Raw genomic sequence first — 21,867 nt, forward strand, 5'->3', positions numbered from 1 at the left:
AGCCTCGGACGGCCGTCGCAACACGACCGTTCGGGGCGCTCTCATTTCGAGATGAGAGCCCGAATTACTCTGAATTCTACTATTCGACCTGCACAAATGCCGGAATGAACGCATTTGCAGTGATCGAATTCGCAGGCGTTTTAGCAGGTCAGGCAGCGTGACGAACGCCACATCAATTGCGCCCGATTTAGGTTAGATATGTCCGTTTACTCGTCGCGCTTGTCGGCGCGGCGGCGGGCCATCTCCTGCACCACGAGAGGCGCGGCCTGGAACGCGATCTCGTACGTCTTGACCTCGGCTCGCGCCTCGTCCCTCTGTCGCACCACCCAAAGCAGCGCAGCCACAAGGACGACATCCCACAGCGTGGTCCAGGCGAGGCGCGGCCACTCCTCGGGAGCGGCCACCCGGTACAGCCACGAGACGATCTCGACCGGCAGGAGCGTCTTCAACCATGCCGCCGCTTCGCTCTTGGCAGGGTCGGCGTACACCCGCCAGACACGGGAGAGGACGGTCACTAACGCCTCTTCGGGATGAGCCGGCGAACCGCGTCAGCCTCGTACACCACCACCGCGCCGGCGACTTCGGCCACGATCCGGGACCGCCCGGTATCGGCCACTACCTGACGGTCGGGCTGCCAGCGCTGCATCCACGCCGCCACCTCGTGAAGGTGGGCGGCGGGCAGCGTGCTCACTCGCCAGCCCTCGGCTCGTGATCGACGCTCCCGTACACGGTGTCGCGAGCCTCGCAGAGTGCGCCGATGAGCCGGTCGATACCCTCCCGATCCAAGGTCACCCCGTGGCCGAGGAACCGGAGCCCGTCGCTGGAAGGAGCATCGCGGTCGATCGTCGCCAAGGTCACGCGCCTCGTCGGCGCGGGGAACCAGAACATCTCGACTTGCTTCTGTCGTCCGGACGCGCAGTCGATGCGCTCGCTGGGCATCAGCTCTGCTCCTCTTCCGGTAGGAGCGCCTTGTCCACGAGAGCACGGGCGTCCTGCCAGCCTCGCTTATAGGCCAGCCCTGCGTCGTCGTCGGGCAGATGCTCGGGCTCGCGAGGGATCTCGATCACGCGGGAGACGATCGCCCGGAGACGGGCGATCTCCAGGCGGTAGCGGTCGATCTCGACCCGCCACTCGTCCATCTGCCGGGCCTCGGACGGTGTGGCTGCTGCTTCGGTGGCGCACTTCTTGCACAGGCGGGGTCCGCCGCAGCGGGCGACGAGAGTCGGGCGCGGCTGGTCGGTGTCGATGACGCCGTAGGCGTGGCCGTGGCTCGTGTACGGCATCAGCGGCTCTCCGAAGACGCGAGATGATCCTGCGGGTCCCGGCACAGCGAGAAGCCGTCCGCCTCGGTGAACGACAGGCGCTCCACCGTCAACCAGCGTCCATGCAGCGACTGGGACGGGTCGATGCCCAACTGACTGCACACCAGGTCGTGCGGCACCGTGAAGTGGTCGGCGGTGCGATGGACGGGCGTCTCAAGGACGGTCTTGCCGTCCACCTCGTACCAGACCTTCACGTCGATCCGGTCGAGTTCGGCGACGACGGACGCCGCCCACTCGTTCCGCTCGGCGAGGAAGTTCGCGCACTGCGCCTCGGACGCCGCCTTCACCTTGTCCAGGTCCCAGCCCTCGACGACCACCTTGTAGGGGCGGTCGCGGTCCTTCGGGTTGCGGTCAACCTGTACCTCGATGCGGTCTGGGTCGCCGAGGAAGTCGAGCTGGTCCACGCGGTGAACGGGCTCGCCGCTCCCGGCGTCCTTGCCGAACGTGCGCGTGATCGTGTGCCAGTCGCGCACCTCGGGCGGCGCGTCGAGCAGTTCGAACTCTTCGATGTCATGAGCGCGCCCGTACGCTTCGGCCGCCTCGCGGGTCCTGAAGACCTGCTGGATGCTGTACCAGTAATCGCCGCGATATCCGCTGGTCGCTACGTACACCTTCATCAGTAGGTCCCCCACGTCACCGCAGGGACAGGCTCGTACGTCTCGGCGAACACGTCCGGCTTGCACGGGTAAAGCTCGCCCTTCACGCCCTTGATGATCCAGTCGCCCACGTTCGCGCGCATGTCGCCTTCGAGCGTGGTGATGATCAGCCAGTCCGGGTTCTTCTCGGTGGGGCCGTAGATGTTCTCGGCGCTGAACACGTCCCAGAGGTGGTTGATGTTGTCGCCTGTCCACTGGACGGCGGTGACCTCGACGGGCTTCTTCCTGTAGCGGCGCATCAGGCGTCCACCTCGCCGGGCGTCCACTCGCACTTCTGCGAGTCCCACACCATGCCGAGCGCCTTGTTGTTCAGCCACTCGGCGCGCAGCTCGCCGAACACCTTACGGACGTGCTCGATGTCCCACCCGCTGACCACGAGATCGCCATAGCATTCGCGGCCACGGTGACCGACCCACCGGTGTTCGACACGGTTGGGGTGGCCGTCGTAGTCGCGGCGCTCCGGCCGGTCATCCTCGGACGGGTTGGGGATCTTGTCGCCTTCGGGAGGACTCCACGAGAAGTGGACCACGTACTCAGGCTCCGGGCGGTCCGGCTGCCACCTCAGCGTGTGCCAGGACCGGACCTCCTGCGGCCCCTCCTTCAGCTCGAACTCTTCGACGTCGTCTGCGAGTTCGTACGCTTCAGCGTCTTCCTCGCGGGCGAACACGCCACGGACGCGGTAGTCGGAGTACGAGCCGGACGTTGCCAGGTACACCTTCATCGGGGTTCTCCAGGGGTTGGTAAGGGGTTTGTGGCGCGGCCCTGATCAACCCCTTGAAAACAGGGCCGCGCGTCTATGGGGGTCGCCCGGTCCCCGCTCCCTCGCATGTCACGGGAACCGGGCAACCAGCGGCTCTACACGGCGGGCATCCTGGGGGATAGACCGTGGAGCCGGGCGCGTCACCAGCACCGGGACGCGCGCTCTTGGGGTTTCTAACGGTGTCTAGGCCGCGGGCTTCAGTGCGGCGCGGAGCTCGTCCCGCTCCTCCGGAGACGGCGGGACCTTCTGCCCAATGTGGATCTGCCGGCCAATCGTGCAAAGGTCGAGCCAGTCGTAGTAGACGGTCTTGCCGACCTTCAGCAGCCGACGCCCCCGATATCGGGACGCCCAGCAGCGCACCAAGGGTTCCGGCTTGTCCAGTCGCTCCGCGGCCTCTGCGATGGTGATGGGCTCCCGCTGCATACCGCCCCCAGACATGCAGAAAGGCCCCCGGCGAAGTTGCCTGAGGGCCTATTTCTGGACGATCTCCTCGTTTATAGCAGGTCACCTATCGCCATGCCAAACGTGGCCGAATTATGGGGCTGGCGTGTCGGACGTAGCCTCTGCTACGGGATAGCGGTCGGCTGGCTCGCCGTAGTGCTCGCGGATCATTCGGATGTGATCCATGAGTTCCGGGTCGGGCCTGAAGCGCTCCCTGCCGAGCGGTATCCGGAGGTGGGCGAACTGCTTATGCCGCATCCGCTCAAGCTCCTCATGGCCGGGCTCGGTGGCGAGGATCTCGTCCGGCATGAGCGAGGTCATGCGGTATTTGAAGCTGGTCGTTGTACCGATCTTGATGTAGTTGCCGATTCGGACGTAGTACACGACCATCCGGCCCTCTTTGCGCGCCTCGTCGAGCCGTTGCTCGACGCGGGACCGCTGGTCCTCGTGGTGGCGCCGGGACAGGGCCAGGTCTTGCGCCTCCCAAGCATCAAGCTTCGCTTGGCGTTGGAGGTACTCTTCGTGCCGTTCCAGATGCTTGCCGCAGAGCGCAATGCCGTGCTCCCGCGATCCGGGGACCACCACGTAGCCGCACTGTTCGCCTGTCTCGGTAACCCCCACGCACAGAGGGCGCGATCTCGGCACATCTACGTGGACTCTCGCCCCGCACCCGCACCGATATGCGCCCTTGCCGCGTAATGTGTCGATGCCCATCTTGCGGCTACATCCGCACGTGACGGTAAGTTCTTGCATGTCAGCCTGCTCCTAACAGGTTGGCCGCGCCCCGGGACGGCTGGAACCGTCGCCGGGGTTCGAATACCTGTTCATTATCGCAGGCCCGGCCGACTTTTCGGCTGGGAATGAGGCATTTATACGCCCATCCCAGAGAGCAAGTTGCAGGTCAGGGCGTGCCGCTGCCCAATTCATCGGGAAGGCCGAAATACTCCTCGACGGTCATCGACCGCTGCTCATCGGCGACGAACAACGGCAGGTGGGACGGCACTACATCGACGCCGCCCTCGCGTCGGAAGCATTGGAAGACCGGGGCAGGAGGGGAAGTGGTGCACATCTCTTCTCCGACGTTCCCGGACATGGTTAAGCCTCGCTGACTGGGCTCGAACCAGCGTCCATCCGGTTAGCAGAGCCGGATGCTCTACCACTGAGCTACAGCGAGGCTGCCACCATCATCGCGCATCAGGGCGTGTGCCCGCCACCTGAAAGCGGACGAGACGGAAGATCCGAGACGACCACGCCCGCCGCGAGACCGTGTGCGGCATGCTCGACCAGGTCCGGCTTGACCTGCTTGCCGCTGAATACGCCCGCGCGGCGCAGCAGCGACGCCCACACCGGGTCGGCGACCGTCACCCCGTGCACGAGTTCCGGCGTCGGCTTGAACGCCGCCACACGGTGCTTGGCAGGGCTGGCGGTCCAGCCCGTCTCCGCCGGGTCAAGGCCCGCTTCCGCGCACGCCTGCTCGACGTCGGCGCGGGTGCACGTCACCAGCCCGGACAGCACCTCCCACGGCAGCGGCAGCGACGCCCACACCTTCGTGTTCGGATCGACGTCGCCGCCCGTGCTGCGATGCCACCACGCCAAGTCCGCTGCCATAAGCCGCATCACCTTGCCAGGACATGCTGCGTCCAGCAGCGGCAGGGCGCCCATCGACTGCAGGCAGGCCAGCCAGCCGGCGCGGGCCGCGTTGTACGCCTGGGCGACGGTGTTCCACGTGGACGAGTCGTCGCCGCGGCGCACCACCATCGACATGCGGTTGAGCGGGCGAGTCTGCCAGACCCGCTCCAGCCGGTCGGCGCATTGCCGCATCACCGCATACCAGGCGCCCAGCATCTCTCCACGCTCGGCGTCGGCGAGCCGGGCCAGAACGGACGGCTTGGCGTACACGACGGCGATCATCGCCCAGTCGGTGTCCGGGTTTGCCTCGCACCGGGCCAGCAGCATCTGCGCCACGTCGTCGAACGGGTTGCCCCTGCCGTTCAGGCTGAACTGCCGGCGCAGGTTCCGCCGCGCGGTGAAATAGGCGACGAAGCAGGCCGCGTCAGGGTCGGCGACGAACCTCTCCTCGGTGATGGTCGCCGCGAACCCGCTCCGGCCGACAAGCAGCAGCCGGCGCATCTCCTGGCCGTCGCCGAGCCTGCCCGCCTTGGCCGCGAGCCGCCCGAGCGCCCGGAATCGGCGGTTGTACTGCCGCTTGGGCACGTCGATGCCCGCTTCCCGGCGGGCGGCGCGGTCGAGCCGGTCGTGCTTGAAGTCCGCCCGGTCCGGGCTCCAGCCGATCTCCTGCCCGGCGAGCTGGGCGACCTCGGCCAGGGACACCGGGTCGCCAGGGTCGCGCTCGGCCCACTCCTGACGGTCGAACAGCCGCGCGACCGCAGCGAGCTGGTATGCGCCATCCTGCGGCTTGGCGAACTCCTCCGTCATGGACGACACCCAGCCGAGGCGCCGGTACGAGTGCGCCGCGGCCCGGTCCAGGGTCAACCGCTCCGGAGTCGAGAGCGAACCGTCCAGGGCGAGCGAGATCAGGTCTGCGACGTCCTCTGGGCGCAGGCGACGGTCGAGGGAGCGGTGCAGTTCGAGCAGCGGCTTGTTCGTCATCTGGGGGCTCCAGGGTTGGTGTGGCGAGGGTAGCCCGGCCGCGCAGCCGGGCGCGAAGGGGTTTCAGGCGCGCCGGCTGGTGTGGTCGTCCCGGCCTGCCGGTTGGAGAGGCCGCCGCCTGTAGGACTTGACCGGCTCTACGCGCGCCCTCGTCAGGTCGGTGTACTGCTCGGCGTCGTACTCGGCCCGGCACTGCCGGCACCGCGCCCCCGCGGGCTGCCCGTCGTCGTCCAGCAGCTCAAACAACTCCGGATAGCCGCAGTCGCAGTACACCCCGGACAGGTGCCTGCTCGGCTGCTTGGTGTCGGTGAGGAAGCGCCTGCACCGGTGGGCGAGGTCGAGCAGGTCGAGGCCGGCGTCGGCCCCGTCCAGGTCAACGAACTCGCCGTCGCGGAGCATCGGTTCGGCGCCGAGCGCGAGCAGCGCGTCCAGGTGGGCGGCGAGGATCGTCCACGACTGCGAGAACACGACGCCGTCGCGGCGCCGGCGGGACGTGGCGGTGTCGAGAGGCTTCAGCCGGGCGACGGTACGGACCCGCTCCTCCCAGGAGACGAGCGTGGCGAGGATCAGTCGCAGCAACTCGTCGGCGGCGAGGGACAGCGGCACCGGGGCGGTCTTGGAGACGGCGACGATGGGGCCGCCTGCGACGGCCTGGAAGGTCTTGTCGAGCCGCTGGTGGACGCGCACGAACAGCTCGGGCAGGTCGTTGAGCGCCTTGCTGATCGCGTTCCGGTCCTGGGGGCAGAACGCCTGGTAGGTGAGCGCCGGGAGGCGGACTGTACGGCCGCTCTCGTCGGAGAGGCGCGGTGCTGAGCAGCGGTCGCCGCGGGCGCACTCCCGCTGGCCATCCTCGGTGTAGTCGTCCGGAGCTGAGTGAATCCAGTATCGGCGTGACACGTGGGCCTCCCCCGAGGTCGGTACGCTAGCGGGAGGCTTCTGTGGCTGCAGGGGCGGGCGAGGTCGAGGCGGCTCTCCGGTGGTGCGGAGGGCCGCTTTCGCGTTCACGGAGAGTATCGCGCATGCAGGCGTTCGTGTTCTGTCCGCGATTGTCTCACTTCCGCACGATCAGCCAAAACCATCCGGCAAGGATCATCAGCCCCAGCACGGCCAGCACGGCGGCGAGGGCGGGCTGCCAGTCTTGCAGGAATAGTGGAAGGACGACGATGCTGACGAGGGCGACCGCGACGGCCACCCCGCCCTTGGGTAAGGGTCGTTCTGCCCATGGTGGGGAGTCCGGCTCCCACTGAGCAGGCGCCGGAGGCTCGGCGTGCTCGGCCGGTTGTTGCGGGAGTGCTTCCCACAGCATGCCGCAGTCGGGGCAGCGCCACGCTATGGGGGTGCCAGCGCCGAGCGGCGGCTTGCACTCGTGGTCCGTCACCATCTGGCGTCTGGGGTCTCGTAGGGCTCTCCGAAGTGCAGTATCACCACAGGCTCGTCGCTGGGCGCGGCGAGGAAGCACTGCCGTTCCTCGTCCCACACGCTTACGGCGGGGTCTTCGAGGACGAGCAGGCTGTCGGCCCAGCCGTGCGTGGTCGAGTAGGTGCGGATCGGCGCTACGAAGGGCATCGGTCGGTCCTCTCTGGAGCCCACTCGGGAAGGTATCCGGGACGGTGGCGGTAGCGGCTGGCGATACGGCGGACGGTAGGGCAGTCCCCGTCCAGGATCCACATGCAGTTGTCGTCCACGCCGGCGCATTCGTGGCTGCCCTCGTGGTCGTCGAGGATCGCCAGGTCCGCTTGGCAGTCGGTGATGATCTGCTGCGGGTCGTTGAACGCGATGTGCGCCAGGTCGTCCTCGTCCACTCCAGGGCTGGGCAGGGCGACGCCGAACAGCTCGGTCCCGTCCTCGGCGTCCACTACAGCTACGAGGTCATCAGCGCCGCCGTCTGGGCGTTCGGAGAGTCGTCCGCGGACCTCCCATGAGGCTCCGTGCGCCTCTTCAGCGAGCGACTTCCGGTGCTCGATCTGCTGGCGTGTCCAGGACAGCATGTCGGAGGTCACGAGGCCGCTCCCGTCTCTGCGGTCTGTTCTGTGTGCCGGTAGGTGCAGTGTCCGCAACGAGGGCAGTGGGGGTGATCGCCCTTGCCGCAGTCGGGGCCGGGGTTCCAGGTGCAGCGCTCGCACGAGTCGCAGGTGGCGTTGAGGGTCCGCAGGCGGGCGGGCACTAGGTCGTGCAGGTGGGCGCGCACGAACTCGCGCCACTCCGCCATGTCGACCCCTTCCGGGTCGGCAGGGCTGATCAGGTCGGCCAGCCACGCCTCGACATCCACCGGCGGGTTCACGATCTCGGCCATGTCGCACTCGTGGCCAGCCGCCCAGCATTCGTGGCAGTTCTGGTCCTGCTCGGCGTCGTGGCCGGCGCAGATGAGGAACAAGCCGAGGTGTTCGTGGACGCAGCCTGCGACGAGCAGCCGTTTCGCTGGCATCTGGCAGGGGCGGCGGGACTCGGTGTGGATGCCGCTACAGGGGAGGGGGATGTGTTTGCCCTCGGCGACGAGCTGGTAGAGGGCGTCCAGCGCGGTCATGGCGTCGCCTCGCCGTTGCTCTCAGGGCAGCAGTCACGGCAGTTGAGTTCATTGCAGGTGCGGCACAGGGTGAGGTGGTGTCCGTCCACCACGTCGCTGGCCAGTTCGTGGCCTTCGTGGGCTGCCATCCAGCGGTCGTGACGTGTGGTCGTCGTGGTCATGTCGCACCTTCCAGGAGGTCGGTCTGTCCGTCGCAGTCTCCCCCGTCGCGCTTCGAGAAGCGGGGCGACGAAGGGGTGGTGATCCCCAGCCGTTCGGCGCAGTCAGGCCCGTACCCGAGACGGCGGGATTCCGGGTCCCACAACTTCTTGCCGCACCCTGCCCGGCACTTCATGACCGGGAGGGGTGGGGCGTCGAGGTCAAGCAGGTCCACTACCGCTCCCGGTGCCTGTCCAGCGCAGCCTCGGTCTCCTTCAGGAGCCTGTCCACTCTGCGCAAGGCACGCCAGCACACCGCCGCGAGCGGGATGCCGACCAGCGCCCATAAGGCGATCACGAGCAGGTCGAGGGCGAGAGCGAGTTCATCCACGGCGGCGGCTCCTCGCCGTTTCGGCGATCTGCTTGTTGATCTGGGCGACCTTGACCCAGTCCCGTTCGGCTGCCTTCCATGACTCCTCGGCGCGTTTCCAGTTCGCGATCGTCTCCCGTGCGGAGCGTCGCACCTGGCAGAGAGTGTGGAAGGAGAACACCAGTGCAGCGAAAGAGAATGCGAGCACTCCGTAGACGAGCCAAGCGGGCATGGTCACGTCTCCTCCTCGGCGGCTTCCTGTCGCTCCATGAGCCGCTGCCCGAGTAGAGGCAGAGCGTACGCCCACGCTTTCGCGAGGAGCTGTTCCTCGGGAGACTCCGGCGGGCGGTAGTCGTCCTCAAGCACGTCGCCTCCTCCTTCGGGTGCGCCGCTGGTACTGGCTCCGTCAGGGTTGGTCATGCCGTCCAGTCTCCTCCTCGTCCAGCAGGTCCGGCGGCGGGTCGAGTGCGTCCCGGAGTTCTCCGGCGACCAAATCGAACCAGTTCCTCGCGCTCGCGCGAGTCGCGGTTTCGGCGTTCAACTCGTACACGTCGGCCAACTGCCGAACGCGGGCGATGGTCGCCTCAGCCTCGCGGAGCCGCTCCATCTCCTCGTCTCGTACGGCGGCGACCACCTCGGCCAGTTCCGCACATGACGGCGTCCAGAACGAGCGGCACCCATCCCCTGCGGTGACCATGACGTACGGCGTCTGCCCGATCCGGTCGGCGGGCTCGGGCTTCTCCACCCGCTCGTTCTCGCCGTCCCGGTCGCAGCGGTAGACCGGCTCGGTGAACTTCGCGGCGAGCGCTTCGGCGTAGCGCTGGCGGAGGTCGTCACTCATCGTCGTCAGGCTCCTCGGTCTCTTCGGGTCCGTACAGCATGTCCAGCCAGGCCGTGCGACGCTCGGCGACCACCAGGGCGAGGCGATCTCGCAGATCTGCGAGACGCCGGTTCTGCGCCTGCTGGCGGCGCCGATAGGAGCGCAGCGCCGCCAGGGTGCTGTCTGTTGGGTGGCGGAGGTCGTGACTCACAGGACCAGCTCCCGGACCGCCAGGGACAGAGCATCAACCTCGGGCAGTGGACGCACGTCCGTCAGGTAGGTTCGCCTGCCCTCGGTGACCCGCACCCGCCCTAACGGCTCCCTGCCGCGCTGCTCGGGGTGGGTGTGCCAGCCGACAGGTCCGGAACCGCAGGCGGACCCGTCGCACTCGACCTCGAAGTACGAGAGGGGGATCAGGCCAGGGTCGAAGGGGTTCAAAGGGTGATCCTCTCGTTGAGGGAGACGCACGCCCACCCGGTTGGGGGCAGAGCGCACGTCGGCATGGTCGGCTCCTAGACGGACACCCGACCGCAGCCAGGGCAGGAGCGCTGACGGTGGGTACGGGACATGGCTTCCGCCCACTCGTGCCACGCCAGGTAGCCGGAAGGGGCGGGAGTGTGAAGGGCGGCGCGAGGGCAGGGGCGGAGGTCGTCAACCATGCCGCACCTGCTCTTCGGTAATCCACAGTGCGCCCTCATCGCTGGGCTCTTCGTCGCGCTCGTGCACAGCCCACGTGCGTGCGCCGTTGGTGCCGAGTGCGCTCCCCTCCGTCATCTCCGTGGCCACAAGGTCGCCGCCGAAGATGTCGTGACTGCTGAGAGCGTTCAGGGCGGCGTCGAGACTGGCACCCACGGCGATGCGCTTGCGTCCGTCCACGGGATTCTCGCTGAACCAGATCACTTCGGCGATGTAGACGACGGCGGGGTCAGGCATGGTCGTTCCTCTCGGGTAGGGCGGCTTGGTAGGAGTCGGCGAGCTCGCGGAGCGCGTCGTCGGCCTGCTTCTGATGGATCTTGGCCAACCGTGACATCCCTTGATCCAGTGCCCAGGCGGCCTTGCCTTTGTGTCTGCGAGCCTCACTCTTCAGGATGCTCAAGTACAGATCGTTCCTGGCCATGTCAGCCCTCCTCGGGCAGAGCGGCGCGGAGACGGTTCATCGCCTCCACCTCTCGCTTCAGGTCGCTTCCTCGGTACAGGTAGGCGCGCAGATCTTCGGCGGAGACGACGACCAGCCCTGCGCCGGCCAATGCGTCGAGGGCGATTCTGGCCCCCTCTTCGGCCTCCCGGCCGGACAGCATGATCGGCTTGTCGAGCATGGCGTCGGTCAAGGCCCGCTTGCCGAGACGGAGTCTCAGGTGCTCCCGCAGCGCCTTCTCGATCAGCTCAGCGGGGGTCATGGGCCGCTCCCTCGATCTCGTCGGCGACCGCGAGCAGCACAGCCACGACGCTGTCCCCTGTGACCAGCCGCTTGTGGCGGGACTTGAACGCCCTCCAGGCGTCCATCGGGTACGGGCCGTCGTCGGCGACGATGGCGCGGATCTCCTCGGCTACCTTGCGGCGTGTGCGCGCTTCGATGTGCGACAGGGACTCGCCCACGTGCCAGCCCAGCGGTCCATCCCAGTACGGGCAGCATGCGCGCACATGCTCTACGCCCGGATGGTCGCCGTGGCAGACGCACGGGCAGGCTTGTACGGCCCCTTCGGGGATCTCAGGCATCGCTGCCTCCTTGTCGTTGAGGTCTCGGGGTTCGAGCGCCCTCTCTGCGCTCCGAACGCTGTCCCGGCCGGTACCGGGAGGGAGAGGGCTGGGGGTCAATCCTTCGCCGCGTAGTACTTCCTGACCTCCGCCTCGACGTCCACGACGCGCAGGCCGAGAAGCCGGTACCACCAGCGGAAGGCGCGGGCGGTCGGGATGCAGAAGTCCTGCACGATGTCGTCGTTGGCGTCGAGGATGTCGAGCACGGCGTAGCAGTCGCACGGGCCGTCCTCGTGGGTGGTGGGGCGGACGAAGCCGATCGCCCACGCCCTCCGCAGGGAGCGGCGGATGACCCGCTTGGGGTCGGAGGAGTCGACGGGCTCGCTGACGGTGTACTGGCGTCCGTCGCCGTCCGGCAGCGCTCGGAACGCGGACACGGCGACGGCGTTCTCGTGGAGTTCGGGCAGTTCCGGCTTGGTGGCAATGGTCGCGCTCATCGGGGACGCTCCGTTCAAGATCGGGTTGGGTGGCCCGGTGAGAACCGGGCCGGTATCGGCGGCGGTGCCGTCAAACAGTTCGGGCGCGGACCTCTTTCAGCCATGCCGCCACTACGGCCGGATCTTCGCCTGCGGACAGCCGGTCGCACGCCTGCCTGATCGCCGTGTCCAGAGTGGAGATGCGGGCCGCGTCCGCTCGGCGGGCTTCCGCAGTCAGGCGAGCATTGACGGCCAGGCTCCGCTCCTCGTGCTGCTCCTGGGCGGCGTCCCGCAGCAGGCCGGCGCGTGACAGGAGCAGGATCACGCCGAGGCTGTAGTCGTCGGCGTGCCACAGCACCCACCGGCGCTCGTTGAGGGCGTCGACAGCGGCCTGCTCGGCGGGGTTGAGCGGCTGGTCTTCGCGGAGGATCGCTCGGGCTTGGGCGGCGTCGGCGGTGGCGGCCATCGGGGTCTCCTCTGGGTCGGGCAGGAAGCAGATGCGGTCAGGCGGCCGGGAACAGCCCGGCCAGCGGGTTGCCGCAGTCCCGGCACCGCAGCGCGTCCGGGGCGGCAGGACGGCCCTGCGGAGGCTCCCCGCAAGAGCCGCAGCGAACGGACGGGCGGGGTCGGCGGAACAGAGACCGCAGACCCTCGACGAACAGGTCCACGAACTGGCGGGGCGAGCGGGGGACGTAGGCGAGCATCGGGGTTCCGTTCAGCATTGAGGGGGCAGCTCGTGGCAGGTGTAGCCGTGCTCGGCCAGCCACCTGCGGGTCTTCGCCAGCGACATCGGGCCGGTCTCAGGAGTGCCGGTCGCGCTCCACACGGCCTGAAGCTTGAAGTCGGCGTAGTGAAGTACCAGCCCGTAGTGGACGCCGTTCTCCAGCACGGGCATCGTTCGGGGAAGGCGAAGATCCTTCGGCATGTCGATCTCCAAGTCGGGACGGGAGGCTCCGGGCAGAGCCCGGAGCCCAGAAGACGGTCAGGCGTCGGCGGGCCAGAAGCGAGCAACCTGCCGCTCCGCCCAAGCGCGTTCACGGGGCGACTCTGAGACGTTGTAGTCGCGCACCAGGCCGGCGTCAGCGCTGAGGAGGCGTCTGACGATGGTCAGCGCCTCACGCGGCGGCAGGTCGTCCAGCTCGGCATCCCGCACCCCGACTGCGAAGCCAGCCAGCGCAGTCACCATGTCGTCGCGTGACATCCGGAACTCGACCCGGAGCGTGATCCGCTCGACGCCGTCGCGCGACATCGTGACGTTGACGTGCTCTGGGTTCGTCATCTCCGGCTCCTTGGTCGTCGGGGGGTTGGGGTCGGTGTCCGGTCCCGGTACGGGACACCGGGACCGGGAGGGGGCGGGTCAGGCGGCGATCGTGCGCTGGTACTCGTCGTCGCGCAGCGCCTCCGCCAGGTCGTCGAGGGCGCCGACGGCGGGCTGCAGCAGCGTGTCCATGACCTCGCGCGCCTGCTCGGCGGTGTCGCCGGCGTCTTCGGGCAGGGCCGCGCCGAGGGCGAGCAGGACACCGTGGACGATGCCCTTCAGCTTCTCGACCACCTCGGGGCTGTCGGAGGGCTGGTCGTTGAGGCGGGTGGTGAGGGCGTCCATGGCCTTCTCGGCGGCGGCGGCGAGCTCGATGGTGGTCATGTCGGTCTCCTTGATCGAAGGGGCGGGTCTTTGCGCCTGTCTCGGGAGTCGAACCCGAGCGGACCGGTACAGGCAGAGGGGCGGGCCCCCGGAGGGGCCCTGAGGCTGCTACCAGCCGGGGTAGAGGGTGGGGGCCTGCTCGCGGGCTCCGGCCCAGAACGCGTCCTCGGCCTTGGGGTCCAGCGCCAGGCTGTCGGCCGCGGCCTGCAGGTCCTGGAGGGTCATGGCGGGGTTGTCGATCAGGAGGATCTTGGCGGCGAGGCTGGCGTTCATCTCGGTCTCCCTGGTGTGGCGTCCCTTGCTGATGACTCGAAACTACCAGATCTGGCTTAGTCGTCAAGCCTTCTGTGGCCTACTCGCTTCACCGTCACCATGTTGTGACCGAGCCAAGAACGGCTTGACCGCCACGCCGCCGTCGGTACGCTGATCGCGTGAGCCACAACCATGACGTCGTTGGATACGCCGAGATCATCGACCGCGCGCGCGACGAGTTCGAGGCGGAGTTCCCCATGAGCACCGTCCGCAACTGGGAGAAGTACCGGCGCGCCTGGGTGGCCAAGGGCTCCCCCGCGCGCTCCGGCCTCCGCCCCCGCGAAACGCCCATGCCCGAACCGGTCGCCACCGTCAACGGCACCCCCGCCTGGTGCTGGCAGAAGGTCCGCGAGTGGCTGCTCCACAGCCAGCGGGTCGAACAGCCTTCCACTGACGGCTCCCCCGAGTAGGTCACCGGGACTCCCCTGTCCTGCTGGCGGGCCCGTCATGCCCCGTCACGAGCTGGACGGCGGCAACGTGGGGGCAGTCGGCCTCGCCCGTCTCGCACGAGCACAGCCATCGCCCGTCGTAGTTGCGTCGCACGAAGTAGCGGCCGGACTGTCCCTGCATATGCGCACGTACAGCCAGCGGGCGGTCGTTGTCGTCTCGGCCGGTGGCCGCGAACACTGTGACCTTGCCTGCTCGCAGGTATGAGCAGGCTTGGGAGCGGACATCGACGGCCATCAGGACGCCTCCCCTGCCCGGTCTGCGTTCTCGGCGGCATGCTCCCGCCCGTGCAGGTACCGGGCGTCCACCAGGAGCACGTCGTGGCGGCGCAGGTAGCTCTCGATCTCCGCCGCCACCTTCTGCCGGTCCGAGAGGGGCAGCCACGCTCCGACGGACCGGAGTGCGGGATGGACGGCGTTGAACAGGTGGTCGGAGACGGTCACGACGCCTCCCCGGACTGGTGGGAGGCGGGAGCGGTCAGGCAGTCACAGTCGCCGCCAGGGCTGCACGCGACACACCGGTAGGTTCCATCCGGGTGCTTGGTCCACTCCGCCTCGGTGACCGTGGACGCGTCAGCCGCGTTGTCGAAGTGGACGATGTAGCCCTCGCCGGACTCGTCGAACATCTCGGTGCAGTCCGGGCAGCCGCATTCCACGAACAGGCATGACTGCTCGCGCTGGCGCGGGACCCAGCCCGGCTCAGTTTCCTTGGCTGCGTCATCACTGGACCTGAAGTGCGGCTGAAGGTCCCCGTTGTCCCACAGGGCACCGGTCTCGGCGTTGACGAGAATCCAGCAGTTGTCTGCCATGTTGTTCGATTCCTCCATCGAATAGCGATCTTGAGAGTCAAGATCCGTGATCTTTCTCGGACTGGTGAGCGGACAGCGGAGCGCCAGAAGCCACGCTGAATCGCCTAGCGCTCCGCTGTCCGCTACCGGGAGACCGGAGCGGCCTCAAACTCGGCGAGAGACGGCCTCTGGGGCCCGCTACGGGCATCCCCGCCCGAGCCGTCCCCCGCCGTTCGCGCCGCGAGGGCGGTCAGGTCGAACTCTCCGGCGCGGACCCCCGCCAGGAACGCCGCCCACTCATCGCCGTCGAATCGCAGCGAGGGCCCGTCCGGATCCTTGCCGTCCCGCACCAACACGCCGCCCCCGTCCGCGAGCGGCGCCACCTCGACGCAGGACCCGGCGTTGCAGGCGCTCGCCGTACGCCAGGCGGTCACGACGCGGACCCGTTCAGGACACGAGCCACAGCCAGGGCCTCACGGAAGCAGTAGCAGTCCTCGCCGATCGCGCCGTCGCAGGTGTCGTGCAGACGTCCTCGAACCTCGTCGTCGAACTTCTTGGCCGTCTTCTCCAGCCAGGAGGCCAGAGGCTCAGCCAGGAGCGGGTTCACCAGAGCCATCCACTCTGCGGTCTCCTTCTCCAGCGGCTCGTCGAGGACGTACTCGAAGTCGTCGTCGAAGTCCGTACCGGGAACGTTCCGCCACGCCACGAGGCGGTCGCCGTTGTCGAGCGACTCCCACGGGCCTGCTAGCGCGTTGCCGCCGCTCTCGCGCAGCCGCGCTGCCGCCTCTCGGAGTTCGCCGGCGAGGGTCTTCTCAGTCGTGATCTCAGCCATGGTCGGGGGTCTCCTCTTCGGCGGCTTTGGACGGGATGAGGGCGGGGTAGGTGTGCTCGTGGCCGCTGGCAGCGCGACGGAGCTCGCCGATCGTGGCGTGCCAGTCCGTAGCCACGCGCTGCCGTGTCCTGCACGAAAGGTCAGGGCAGGCGACGATCAGCGAGTCGCCCTCGGCGACCACCTCAAAGCGGTCCACGTCGGCGACCGGGGCGAGAGTCTTCTCGGAGGTGTCAGCCACGGACAGCCACCTCCTGCGGCCTCGTGTCGGCGAACATCCGCGCGGGCCGCTCGAACTCGTCTCGGGGGAACAGCCCCTCCTGGCCGGGAGGGTCCGGGATCGGAGTCGGCTCGCCCGGCCCGCCGTCGTCCTCGTCGCGGAAGTACAGGCACGTGTACTGGTCGCCCAGCCGGAACTCGTCCTTGCGTAGCCACTCCGCCGGCGTCTTGCCCGTGTAGGCGACGAGGATGATCGGGCAGGCGTTCTCGTAGTCGTCGTTGCGGGCGGGCTTGTCGTGCACGCAGCGGTGGCAGTTGTTCGCCATCCAGGCGTAGCCCTCGGTGCCGTTCGAGAACGGCGACCCCTCGGCGGCCTTCGCGAACACCTCGTCGGCGGTTGGCAGGCTCATCGGGCGGACACCTCGCCCCCGTGCTCGGCGTCGGACAGTTCGCCGGACTCCAGCAGGCTCGCGGCCAAGCCCATCGCTGTGGCCTGGATAACCACGGCGATGCCGCCACTCTTGCCCGCCGAGACATCGGCGACGGCGTCATTCAGCCGAGGTTCGGCGTAGGCGCGCAGTTCGGCGACGCAGCGGGCGCGCTCGTCGGCGCGGATCTCCGCTTCCGTCGCGGTCTTGGTGTCGCTCATTGGTGGTCCTTCCTGGACTGTCGGGTAAGAGCGGGAGGGGTGTCGAGCACGGGGGCACTGATCAGGTGCAGGGGGGCGGGAACGGCGTCGTCCGCCTCTTCCAGGCTGGGTGTGGGCAGTTCCAGGCCGCCGAGCACAACGGACAGGACGGGCGGGACTGGGCGTGCGGCCTCCACGCGGGCCAGGACCGGCCAGTCGTCGGCGCGGATCCCGACCTTTGGCGGCGCCCACGACCCGTCCGCCTTGCGGTAGTTCTTCTCCCAGTCCCACGGCAGGTAGCACGGCAGCAGACCGCCCCGGTTCGGCAACGGCACCGGAAGGCCGGCGTCACGGCGCCGCTTCTCGGCCGCATTCGCGGCGTCCGCCTCCTGCCGGTGACGGGAGCAGAAGCGGGCCATCTGCCAGGTGCCATCCACAGGGTTCGTCACCTGGAAACCGACCATCGGGCTACGCCCGCACAGGCGCTTCGCCCGCGGCAGCTCGGCCACGCACCCGGCGTCGTACGGTTCCGGGTCCGGCTCGTACCGGGGCAAGTCAGAGCGGATCAACTCCCAAAACCGGAAGTTGTCCAGCCCCATCACCTCGCACGTCCGCTTGATCCGCGCGCCTCGGGGAGCACGCTCCACCCCGAGAACCCAGATCGCGGTCACGACGAACATGCGCAGGTCGCCGCCCCACCGGTTCGGGTTCGGGAACCGGGTGTCGTTCATCGCCCTGGAGATGTCCTCGCGGACTTTCAGCAGGTAGCGAAGATCTTCGCCGTTCACGGGACCTCCTTCGGGTCAGGAACAGGAAGCGCCGGCGAAGGCGCCGGGTCAGGAGGGGGCGGATCCGAGAGCACCTCGTCCAGGAGGCGGATCAGCTCCCGTAACGGCGGGCCCCAGTTCGAGCCGCAGCGGCACACCAGCGAGGCAGGACCTTCGCCCGGCAGGCAGCCGCCGCAGCTCGGGCACGGGTTAGAAGGGAGGCGCATCAGGCGCGCCGCCGTTCGCCCACGGGTCGTCACCGCCGCCGGTCGACCGCTCGGCAGCCTTCGCCGGCCAGCGCAGGTTCGGGCCGGCCGCCTCGACCCGCACCTCGATGCGGGACTGCTTGACACCGTCCTTCTCCCAGTTCGACTGGAACGCCTGCCCGGACACCACCACCGCGGCGCCCTTGCGAAGGTTCTCGGTGATGTGCTCGGCGAGCTGCTCCCACGCCGTGCACGTCCAGAACGTGGTGTCAGCGTCTTCCCACTGGTCGCCGTTCTTGCGGCGGCGGGACGTGACGACGGTGAAGCGGGCAATCGCCTTGCCCTGCTGGGTGAACTTCAGCTCGGGATCGCCGGCCATGCGGCCGGTGAGGGTGATGGGTGCGGACATGTCTAGGCGCTCCTTCGCGCGTTGGACTCCCAGCCAGGTGCCGGGATGAAGTCGGGGGCGATCTGCCAGGGCCAGCTACCTTCGCCGCCGTAGGTGAGGCGGGTGGGCCAGTCGCGGTCGTCTCGGGCGCCGCGCCATGCCTTCACGGCGACGGTGCGGCAGCGCTCGCCATCGCGCATGTCGGGATCGTCGGGTGCGATGCCGAACCCGAACTCCGGCCAGCGCAGCAGCAGGCTGGAGCCGACGGGGCGTACGGAGCGGTTCTTGCCTTGCTCGCCCTGCCCCCCGTGGCCGGCATGTGCCTCGATGACCATGGCGCAGTCGCCCAGGACTCGGGCCTGGTCGAGGACGGCCACGGTCTTGCGGGCGGCGTCTTCGTCGTTGATGTTGCCTGCGTGCAGACGGTAGAAGGGGCCGATGAACAGCAGGTCGGGCTTGTGGGCGGTAACCCGCTCAAGCAGCCAGGCGGCGTCGTCGGCTCGAAGAACGTCGATGCCTGCTGGCCGATGGATGAGCCGCAGGGCGCCATCCGGAACGCGGTGGCCGAATTTGATGGAGCAGGCGGCGAGTGGGCGAAACTTACGGCGGGACTGCTGCTCGGAGTTCTCGCAGTCGATCAGCAGAACCCGCATAGGCGGGATGTCGGTCCACTTGAACGGGTGCAGGCCCGCAGCGACCATGACCGCCATCTGGCGAATCGCCATGGACTTGCCCAGGCCCTCGAACCCGGTCCACACCAGCCGATCGCCACGCTCAAGCAGGTTGGGAACGACCCAGTCGTAGTCGGTGTCGTCGACTGAGATGAACTCCCACAGGTCCGGCGCAAGGTCGGGCTTGGACTCTTCCTCGCTCGTCCAGATCGGCACCAGATCTGGAAGCTTCTTGCCAGCAGCGAAGTGGTCAGTGGCGTCCTTGCCTACCGCGGGCTCCACGAGGCGGATTGACGAGGCGACACCAAGGAGCGCATCACGGACCTGACGGGCGTGCGCTTCGCCGGCATCGTCACGGTCGCAGATGATCGTGACATCAGCCTCGCGGAAGACCTCGGTGTACTCCGGTCGCCACTTGCCGGCGCCGCCGGGGTTGCAGGTGGCCACGAGACCCTGTTTCTCCAGCGTGTGGACATCTTTCTCGCCCTCGGTGATGAAGATGACGTGGCCATCGCGGATGCCCTCGATGACCTTCGGCAGCCGGTAGAGCGGGCGCCGGGTGTCGCCGAGTCTCCAACTCCATCCCTTGGGGCGTGACGGGTCCGGCACGCGGCACGGGAACTGCTTGTCGGCGGTGCGCATCACCTGGAACAGCAGCTTGCCGTCCTCGTCGACGTAGTCGTAGACGGCGACCGCCGGTCCGCGCGGAGTCCACTCGGCGTGCTGGTCGCGTTGCTCTCGCGGCTTGCACAGGTCGGGCCACGACAGGCCGAGCGCGGCGAGGATGTCCTCCGTCTCGCACATCGCGTGGCAGTGGAAGACCACAGGCTGCTCTTTGCCGCGGGTGACGGACAGGCTCTGCTTGTTGTCCGGGTGGGCGGGACACAGCGCCATGTAGCCCCCAGGCTGGGCGCGGACGCCTTCGAGCCGAGGGAGAACGAGGTCGTTGAGGATGTCCATTAGTTGTTCCAGAATTCGTTGGCGACGGGTCTGCGGGTGGGTCGTTGCTCCTTGTAGCGCCGGCCATTGAGCCAGCCCTGAGCCCATTTGGTGCGGTCTGGGTTGCGGCGGGGGTCGTCGCGGAACCATGCCGCGGCTTGGATGATCAGTTCGGGGTTGTCACCGCGGGCTACGGCTGCCTGCCATGCCTTGAAGGCGTCGAACTTGCCGCCTTTCTCGGGGTAGATTTCCCAGAAGCGGACGAAGTCAGGGTCGGATTCGTAGTCCTCGGCATTCGAGCGCCGCTTGCGGCGCTTTCCCCCTGGGGGGGTAGGGGGGGTCTTTTCTTTTGTCTCTGTCTCTGTCTCTGTCTCTGGCGATCGCTCCCGACTCGCTCCAGCGATCGGTGTGCGACGTGCATTGTGGTCGTGCAGGTCAGAGTCCATTCCGGGGATCGGCTCGAAGTGGGAGCCGTTGACTGATGGCGCGCCCTCTTCCGCCTCAACCGCCCCTTCCCCGGTCCTTCGGGCCCCGTTTGAGGAGGGAGACGATTCGGTGTGCGACTCGCCCACCCGATCGGTAACCGAGTCGGAGGTGCGATCGGTGGAGCGATCCATGCCGGACCGGCAGTGGATGCATGCCTCGTTGAACTGCCCCTTCTTCTGGTGCCACCGGATGTGGTTCCCCAAGGTCCCGCCAGCGGCCTTGTCCTCGGCAAGCCGAAGCACCTCAGCTCTCGTGCGGTTCCGCTTCCCGTAGGCGCACACCAGAAAGCCGCCTTCGACCCGTTCCAGCAGACGGGCCTGCACCAGCCGCTCAGCGTCGCGCAGCCCGTTGTCCCACGTGTCGGGGTAGACGAGGATGCCGACCTCTTCCTCCGGCACGAAACCGTCCGACAGGTTGCGCTTGCAGTACAGAGCCATCTGCACGTACAGATCCCGCAGGCCGCGTACGTCGGGGCCGTATCGAAGCAGGCTGCGCACCTTCGGGTCCTCGGCGAAGTTGACGACCAGTTCGATGTAAATCTCCGCCGCGGCAGCCATCAGGCAGACCTCCTACGGGCCGCAGGCCGCGGGGCTCTGGCGAACGACAGGCGGCCGAACTCGCCGAATTGCTCCTTGACGTAATCCCGGCCGGCGTTCCCCGTCTTGCGCGTCATGTTGCGCTGATGGGCGACAGCAGCAACCGCGGAGATGTACTGCCGATTGTGGATCAGACCGTCCTCGGTCCCGCAATGCCGACAGAACCGCCCGTCGAGGCGGGTCTGCGTGAAGCACCACTCTTCACAGACCTCGCACTGGCCGATCGCGATGCGATAGTCGCCGGCCACCGCATGCCAGTTGGCAGATCGACCCGGCTCGCCTGCGGCCCTGAGGATGACGACAAGCTCGCCGCCAGGCTCGTCGGGTGCCGCGACAGCCTTATGGAACTGGCGCGTCTTGTGCAGTCGCTGATTGTGGCCCCCCTTCACCTCGCACCAGACGTTCTGGCCGGGAAGCCGAAAGTCTGCGAGGTAGCGGACGCCACCGCCGAGGTCGACGGCCCATGGCTCGTACTCGTAGTACCAGCCGAGCGTGTCGAACGTGGCTGCCCAATCCGCTTCGAGTGTTGAGCGGTAGGTGGTCCCGTTGTAGGTCAACGGGACAGCGCGGATGTTCAAGGTGCGGGAGGACCTTCCGTGCTGGTGGTGCCAGTGGGACAGGTGGACCTATGTCTCATAATACGCACTCAGTACGTGTTAAGAGAGCCAGTTATGAGGACACGCAAAAGATGCGTGTTTTATCATCAGGTTGTGGTAACGCGCACATGAGACGCTGAAGGAGTGGAGCCCGAGATGACCGCTGAACTGGTAGAAGCCGCGACCGCCTACAACGAAGCGCCGAAGCGGCTGCGCGACGCGATCGTGAAGGCTGCCGAGACCAGCGACGCGACCGCCACGGAGATCGCCCAGGCGATCAACTTCACGTACTCCGTGGACTACGTGGCGAAGATCGTGCGCGAGGCCGGCGTTGCCCGCCCCCGCGGCCGGCGTCCTCGCGCGCCGCGCTCCGACTCCTGATCTGGTTTGGCGGGTACCGGAAGAGGTCATGACGCCTCCCCCGGCCTGCGTGGTCGCCATTCCTGGTGCCATCTGTGCCCGCCTCCTTTCGCGTGTTCCGAGGGCCGCCCGCCCTGTAGCGGGCGGCCCGTTTTCGTGTGGTGACCAGCTCAGGTGTCAGCT

Annotated in this window: 49 protein-coding genes and 1 tRNA gene; 2 read left to right on the forward strand and 48 right to left on the reverse strand. The window is 67.9% G+C overall.

Translation table 11 applies throughout. The annotated features are described in order from the left end of the window. Positions 1 to 206: 206 nt before the first annotated feature. The 36 genes from BMW85_RS09385 to BMW85_RS49410 all read right to left on the reverse strand — a co-directional run bounded on the left by BMW85_RS09385 (position 207) and on the right by BMW85_RS49410 (position 13,726). Complete coding sequence (locus tag BMW85_RS09385; protein WP_091079448.1) at positions 207 to 515, reverse strand: hypothetical protein; 309 nt, start codon at positions 513 to 515, stop codon at positions 207 to 209. Further along, positions 515 to 691 carry a hypothetical protein gene (locus BMW85_RS49390; protein ID WP_177240574.1) on the reverse strand — a complete coding sequence of 59 codons (177 nt, stop codon included), beginning with the start codon at positions 689 to 691 and terminating at the stop codon, positions 515 to 517. Before BMW85_RS49390 ends, BMW85_RS09385 begins: the two co-directional genes overlap by 1 nt. Continuing rightward, positions 688 to 939: a hypothetical protein gene (locus tag BMW85_RS09390; protein ID WP_091079449.1), complete on the reverse strand. Its 252-nt coding sequence runs from the start codon at positions 937 to 939 to the stop codon at positions 688 to 690. Before BMW85_RS09390 ends, BMW85_RS49390 begins: the two co-directional genes overlap by 4 nt. Beyond that, positions 939 to 1,283 (reverse strand): hypothetical protein, encoded by a 345-nt coding sequence (locus BMW85_RS09395; protein ID WP_091079452.1) that lies wholly within the window; start codon positions 1,281 to 1,283, stop codon positions 939 to 941. Before BMW85_RS09395 ends, BMW85_RS09390 begins: the two co-directional genes overlap by 1 nt. After that, the gene (locus BMW85_RS09400; protein ID WP_091079454.1) at positions 1,283 to 1,939 is read right to left on the reverse strand and encodes a hypothetical protein; all 657 of its coding nucleotides are present in this window, start codon (positions 1,937 to 1,939) and stop codon (positions 1,283 to 1,285) included. The genes BMW85_RS09395 and BMW85_RS09400 overlap by 1 nt, the downstream gene beginning before the upstream one ends. Continuing rightward, entirely contained in the window at positions 1,939 to 2,217 is a 279-nt protein-coding gene (locus BMW85_RS09405) for a hypothetical protein (protein WP_091079457.1), read from the reverse strand. Before BMW85_RS09405 ends, BMW85_RS09400 begins: the two co-directional genes overlap by 1 nt. Continuing rightward, on the reverse strand, positions 2,217 to 2,699 hold the full coding sequence (locus BMW85_RS09410) for a DUF7336 domain-containing protein (RefSeq protein WP_091079459.1): 483 nt from the start codon (positions 2,697 to 2,699) through the stop codon (positions 2,217 to 2,219). The genes BMW85_RS09405 and BMW85_RS09410 overlap by 1 nt, the downstream gene beginning before the upstream one ends. Before the next feature lie 222 nt (positions 2,700 to 2,921). Beyond that, positions 2,922 to 3,161 carry a hypothetical protein gene (locus BMW85_RS09415; protein WP_091079461.1) on the reverse strand — a complete coding sequence of 80 codons (240 nt, stop codon included), beginning with the start codon at positions 3,159 to 3,161 and terminating at the stop codon, positions 2,922 to 2,924. A gap of 111 nt (positions 3,162 to 3,272) precedes the next feature. Beyond that, positions 3,273 to 3,800: a GIY-YIG nuclease family protein gene (locus tag BMW85_RS09420; protein ID WP_091079464.1), complete on the reverse strand. Its 528-nt coding sequence runs from the start codon at positions 3,798 to 3,800 to the stop codon at positions 3,273 to 3,275. Between the two features lie 280 nt (positions 3,801 to 4,080). After that, positions 4,081 to 4,272, reverse strand: coding sequence for a hypothetical protein (locus BMW85_RS48230; RefSeq protein ID WP_143082173.1), 192 nt, complete (start codon positions 4,270 to 4,272; stop codon positions 4,081 to 4,083). Positions 4,273 to 4,279: 7 nt separating this feature from the next. Next, a tRNA-Gln gene (locus BMW85_RS09425) sits at positions 4,280 to 4,353 on the reverse strand. 20 nt (positions 4,354 to 4,373) lie between these two features. Further along, positions 4,374 to 5,789, reverse strand: coding sequence for a hypothetical protein (locus tag BMW85_RS09430; protein ID WP_091079466.1), 1,416 nt, complete (start codon positions 5,787 to 5,789; stop codon positions 4,374 to 4,376). Positions 5,790 to 5,852: 63 nt separating this feature from the next. Then, positions 5,853 to 6,686 (reverse strand): hypothetical protein, encoded by an 834-nt coding sequence (locus BMW85_RS09435; RefSeq protein ID WP_091079467.1) that lies wholly within the window; start codon positions 6,684 to 6,686, stop codon positions 5,853 to 5,855. Positions 6,687 to 6,840: 154 nt separating this feature from the next. Beyond that, positions 6,841 to 6,981, reverse strand: a complete 141-nt coding sequence (locus tag BMW85_RS49395) for a hypothetical protein (RefSeq protein WP_177240575.1) — start codon at positions 6,979 to 6,981, stop codon at positions 6,841 to 6,843. A 182-nt stretch (positions 6,982 to 7,163) separates the two neighbouring features. Further along, on the reverse strand, positions 7,164 to 7,355 hold the full coding sequence (locus tag BMW85_RS09440) for a hypothetical protein (protein ID WP_091079470.1): 192 nt from the start codon (positions 7,353 to 7,355) through the stop codon (positions 7,164 to 7,166). Beyond that, positions 7,343 to 7,789, reverse strand: a complete 447-nt coding sequence (locus tag BMW85_RS09445; RefSeq protein WP_091079472.1) for a DUF6221 family protein — start codon at positions 7,787 to 7,789, stop codon at positions 7,343 to 7,345. Before BMW85_RS09445 ends, BMW85_RS09440 begins: the two co-directional genes overlap by 13 nt. After that, complete coding sequence (locus BMW85_RS09450; RefSeq protein WP_091079474.1) at positions 7,786 to 8,313, reverse strand: hypothetical protein; 528 nt, start codon at positions 8,311 to 8,313, stop codon at positions 7,786 to 7,788. The genes BMW85_RS09445 and BMW85_RS09450 overlap by 4 nt, the downstream gene beginning before the upstream one ends. Next, on the reverse strand, positions 8,310 to 8,474 hold the full coding sequence (locus BMW85_RS49400; RefSeq protein ID WP_177240576.1) for a hypothetical protein: 165 nt from the start codon (positions 8,472 to 8,474) through the stop codon (positions 8,310 to 8,312). Before BMW85_RS49400 ends, BMW85_RS09450 begins: the two co-directional genes overlap by 4 nt. Then, the gene (locus tag BMW85_RS52490; RefSeq protein WP_091079476.1) at positions 8,471 to 8,686 is read right to left on the reverse strand and encodes a DUF6011 domain-containing protein; all 216 of its coding nucleotides are present in this window, start codon (positions 8,684 to 8,686) and stop codon (positions 8,471 to 8,473) included. The genes BMW85_RS49400 and BMW85_RS52490 overlap by 4 nt, the downstream gene beginning before the upstream one ends. Beyond that, entirely contained in the window at positions 8,686 to 8,841 is a 156-nt protein-coding gene (locus BMW85_RS49405; protein WP_177240577.1) for a hypothetical protein, read from the reverse strand. Before BMW85_RS49405 ends, BMW85_RS52490 begins: the two co-directional genes overlap by 1 nt. Then, positions 8,834 to 9,058 carry a hypothetical protein gene (locus tag BMW85_RS09460; protein ID WP_143082174.1) on the reverse strand — a complete coding sequence of 75 codons (225 nt, stop codon included), beginning with the start codon at positions 9,056 to 9,058 and terminating at the stop codon, positions 8,834 to 8,836. The genes BMW85_RS49405 and BMW85_RS09460 overlap by 8 nt, the downstream gene beginning before the upstream one ends. After that, positions 9,055 to 9,186, reverse strand: a complete 132-nt coding sequence (locus tag BMW85_RS51850; RefSeq protein WP_281249561.1) for a hypothetical protein — start codon at positions 9,184 to 9,186, stop codon at positions 9,055 to 9,057. Before BMW85_RS51850 ends, BMW85_RS09460 begins: the two co-directional genes overlap by 4 nt. Before the next feature lie 40 nt (positions 9,187 to 9,226). Further along, a complete protein-coding gene (locus BMW85_RS09465; protein WP_091079481.1) occupies positions 9,227 to 9,661 on the reverse strand; it encodes a hypothetical protein in 435 nt (144 codons plus the stop codon). After that, positions 9,654 to 9,851 (reverse strand): hypothetical protein, encoded by a 198-nt coding sequence (locus tag BMW85_RS09470; protein WP_091079484.1) that lies wholly within the window; start codon positions 9,849 to 9,851, stop codon positions 9,654 to 9,656. The genes BMW85_RS09465 and BMW85_RS09470 overlap by 8 nt, the downstream gene beginning before the upstream one ends. Next, on the reverse strand, positions 9,848 to 10,078 hold the full coding sequence (locus BMW85_RS09475; RefSeq protein WP_091079486.1) for a hypothetical protein: 231 nt from the start codon (positions 10,076 to 10,078) through the stop codon (positions 9,848 to 9,850). The genes BMW85_RS09470 and BMW85_RS09475 overlap by 4 nt, the downstream gene beginning before the upstream one ends. A gap of 213 nt (positions 10,079 to 10,291) precedes the next feature. Beyond that, on the reverse strand, positions 10,292 to 10,573 hold the full coding sequence (locus BMW85_RS09480) for a hypothetical protein (protein ID WP_091079488.1): 282 nt from the start codon (positions 10,571 to 10,573) through the stop codon (positions 10,292 to 10,294). Then, positions 10,566 to 10,757 carry a hypothetical protein gene (locus BMW85_RS09485; RefSeq protein WP_091079490.1) on the reverse strand — a complete coding sequence of 64 codons (192 nt, stop codon included), beginning with the start codon at positions 10,755 to 10,757 and terminating at the stop codon, positions 10,566 to 10,568. Before BMW85_RS09485 ends, BMW85_RS09480 begins: the two co-directional genes overlap by 8 nt. A gap of 1 nt (position 10,758) precedes the next feature. After that, entirely contained in the window at positions 10,759 to 11,037 is a 279-nt protein-coding gene (locus tag BMW85_RS09490; RefSeq protein WP_091079492.1) for a hypothetical protein, read from the reverse strand. Beyond that, positions 11,024 to 11,356: a hypothetical protein gene (locus BMW85_RS48235; RefSeq protein ID WP_143082175.1), complete on the reverse strand. Its 333-nt coding sequence runs from the start codon at positions 11,354 to 11,356 to the stop codon at positions 11,024 to 11,026. Before BMW85_RS48235 ends, BMW85_RS09490 begins: the two co-directional genes overlap by 14 nt. Positions 11,357 to 11,451: 95 nt before the next feature. Next, positions 11,452 to 11,832 carry a hypothetical protein gene (locus tag BMW85_RS09500; RefSeq protein WP_091079496.1) on the reverse strand — a complete coding sequence of 127 codons (381 nt, stop codon included), beginning with the start codon at positions 11,830 to 11,832 and terminating at the stop codon, positions 11,452 to 11,454. A gap of 70 nt (positions 11,833 to 11,902) precedes the next feature. After that, positions 11,903 to 12,277, reverse strand: a complete 375-nt coding sequence (locus BMW85_RS09505) for a hypothetical protein (protein ID WP_091079499.1) — start codon at positions 12,275 to 12,277, stop codon at positions 11,903 to 11,905. Positions 12,278 to 12,314: 37 nt separating this feature from the next. After that, positions 12,315 to 12,533, reverse strand: a complete 219-nt coding sequence (locus tag BMW85_RS48240) for a hypothetical protein (RefSeq protein WP_143082176.1) — start codon at positions 12,531 to 12,533, stop codon at positions 12,315 to 12,317. Then, on the reverse strand, positions 12,527 to 12,736 hold the full coding sequence (locus BMW85_RS09510) for a hypothetical protein (RefSeq protein ID WP_143082177.1): 210 nt from the start codon (positions 12,734 to 12,736) through the stop codon (positions 12,527 to 12,529). Before BMW85_RS09510 ends, BMW85_RS48240 begins: the two co-directional genes overlap by 7 nt. Before the next feature lie 57 nt (positions 12,737 to 12,793). Further along, on the reverse strand, positions 12,794 to 13,090 hold the full coding sequence (locus BMW85_RS09515) for a hypothetical protein (protein WP_091079504.1): 297 nt from the start codon (positions 13,088 to 13,090) through the stop codon (positions 12,794 to 12,796). Positions 13,091 to 13,168: 78 nt separating this feature from the next. Further along, on the reverse strand, positions 13,169 to 13,453 hold the full coding sequence (locus BMW85_RS09520) for a hypothetical protein (protein ID WP_091079507.1): 285 nt from the start codon (positions 13,451 to 13,453) through the stop codon (positions 13,169 to 13,171). A 108-nt stretch (positions 13,454 to 13,561) separates the two neighbouring features. Next, positions 13,562 to 13,726, reverse strand: a complete 165-nt coding sequence (locus BMW85_RS49410; protein ID WP_177240578.1) for a hypothetical protein — start codon at positions 13,724 to 13,726, stop codon at positions 13,562 to 13,564. A gap of 158 nt (positions 13,727 to 13,884) precedes the next feature. On the opposite strand from BMW85_RS49410, the gene BMW85_RS09525 reads away from it, so the two are divergent. After that, entirely contained in the window at positions 13,885 to 14,175 is a 291-nt protein-coding gene (locus BMW85_RS09525; RefSeq protein WP_091079509.1) for a hypothetical protein, read from the forward strand. 273 nt (positions 14,176 to 14,448) lie between these two features. Here BMW85_RS09525 and BMW85_RS09535 read toward each other — a convergent pair whose 3' ends face one another. The 12 genes from BMW85_RS09535 to BMW85_RS09585 form a co-directional block, all read right to left on the reverse strand. Then, positions 14,449 to 14,655: a hypothetical protein gene (locus BMW85_RS09535; protein ID WP_091079513.1), complete on the reverse strand. Its 207-nt coding sequence runs from the start codon at positions 14,653 to 14,655 to the stop codon at positions 14,449 to 14,451. Then, positions 14,652 to 15,038, reverse strand: coding sequence for a hypothetical protein (locus tag BMW85_RS09540; protein WP_143082178.1), 387 nt, complete (start codon positions 15,036 to 15,038; stop codon positions 14,652 to 14,654). Before BMW85_RS09540 ends, BMW85_RS09535 begins: the two co-directional genes overlap by 4 nt. A 104-nt stretch (positions 15,039 to 15,142) precedes the next feature. After that, entirely contained in the window at positions 15,143 to 15,433 is a 291-nt protein-coding gene (locus BMW85_RS52295) for a DUF397 domain-containing protein (protein WP_091079519.1), read from the reverse strand. Next, positions 15,430 to 15,831, reverse strand: a complete 402-nt coding sequence (locus BMW85_RS09550) for a hypothetical protein (protein ID WP_091079521.1) — start codon at positions 15,829 to 15,831, stop codon at positions 15,430 to 15,432. Before BMW85_RS09550 ends, BMW85_RS52295 begins: the two co-directional genes overlap by 4 nt. Beyond that, positions 15,824 to 16,069 carry a hypothetical protein gene (locus tag BMW85_RS09555; protein ID WP_091079523.1) on the reverse strand — a complete coding sequence of 82 codons (246 nt, stop codon included), beginning with the start codon at positions 16,067 to 16,069 and terminating at the stop codon, positions 15,824 to 15,826. The genes BMW85_RS09550 and BMW85_RS09555 overlap by 8 nt, the downstream gene beginning before the upstream one ends. Further along, positions 16,062 to 16,457 (reverse strand): hypothetical protein, encoded by a 396-nt coding sequence (locus tag BMW85_RS09560; protein ID WP_091079525.1) that lies wholly within the window; start codon positions 16,455 to 16,457, stop codon positions 16,062 to 16,064. Before BMW85_RS09560 ends, BMW85_RS09555 begins: the two co-directional genes overlap by 8 nt. Beyond that, a complete protein-coding gene (locus BMW85_RS09565) occupies positions 16,454 to 16,696 on the reverse strand; it encodes a hypothetical protein (RefSeq protein WP_091079528.1) in 243 nt (80 codons plus the stop codon). Before BMW85_RS09565 ends, BMW85_RS09560 begins: the two co-directional genes overlap by 4 nt. Further along, a complete protein-coding gene (locus tag BMW85_RS09570) occupies positions 16,693 to 17,463 on the reverse strand; it encodes a hypothetical protein (RefSeq protein WP_091079530.1) in 771 nt (256 codons plus the stop codon). Before BMW85_RS09570 ends, BMW85_RS09565 begins: the two co-directional genes overlap by 4 nt. A gap of 189 nt (positions 17,464 to 17,652) precedes the next feature. Continuing rightward, positions 17,653 to 18,057, reverse strand: a complete 405-nt coding sequence (locus BMW85_RS09575; protein ID WP_091079532.1) for a single-stranded DNA-binding protein — start codon at positions 18,055 to 18,057, stop codon at positions 17,653 to 17,655. A 2-nt stretch (positions 18,058 to 18,059) separates the two neighbouring features. Further along, positions 18,060 to 19,667, reverse strand: coding sequence for an ATP-binding protein (locus tag BMW85_RS09580; protein ID WP_177240579.1), 1,608 nt, complete (start codon positions 19,665 to 19,667; stop codon positions 18,060 to 18,062). Next, positions 19,667 to 20,689: an LvrA C-terminal domain-related protein gene (locus tag BMW85_RS49415; protein ID WP_177240580.1), complete on the reverse strand. Its 1,023-nt coding sequence runs from the start codon at positions 20,687 to 20,689 to the stop codon at positions 19,667 to 19,669. The genes BMW85_RS09580 and BMW85_RS49415 overlap by 1 nt, the downstream gene beginning before the upstream one ends. Continuing rightward, complete coding sequence (locus BMW85_RS09585) at positions 20,689 to 21,306, reverse strand: PDDEXK family nuclease (protein ID WP_143082179.1); 618 nt, start codon at positions 21,304 to 21,306, stop codon at positions 20,689 to 20,691. Before BMW85_RS09585 ends, BMW85_RS49415 begins: the two co-directional genes overlap by 1 nt. 174 nt (positions 21,307 to 21,480) lie before the next feature. Between BMW85_RS09585 and BMW85_RS09590 the strand changes: the two genes are divergently transcribed. Further along, the gene (locus BMW85_RS09590) at positions 21,481 to 21,705 is read left to right on the forward strand and encodes a hypothetical protein (protein ID WP_143082180.1); all 225 of its coding nucleotides are present in this window, start codon (positions 21,481 to 21,483) and stop codon (positions 21,703 to 21,705) included. The last annotated feature ends 162 nt before the right edge of the window (positions 21,706 to 21,867 follow it).

It is taken from the genome of Nonomuraea wenchangensis (assembly GCF_900111685.1).
Classification (GTDB): Bacteria; Actinomycetota; Actinomycetes; order Streptosporangiales; family Streptosporangiaceae; genus Nonomuraea; species Nonomuraea wenchangensis.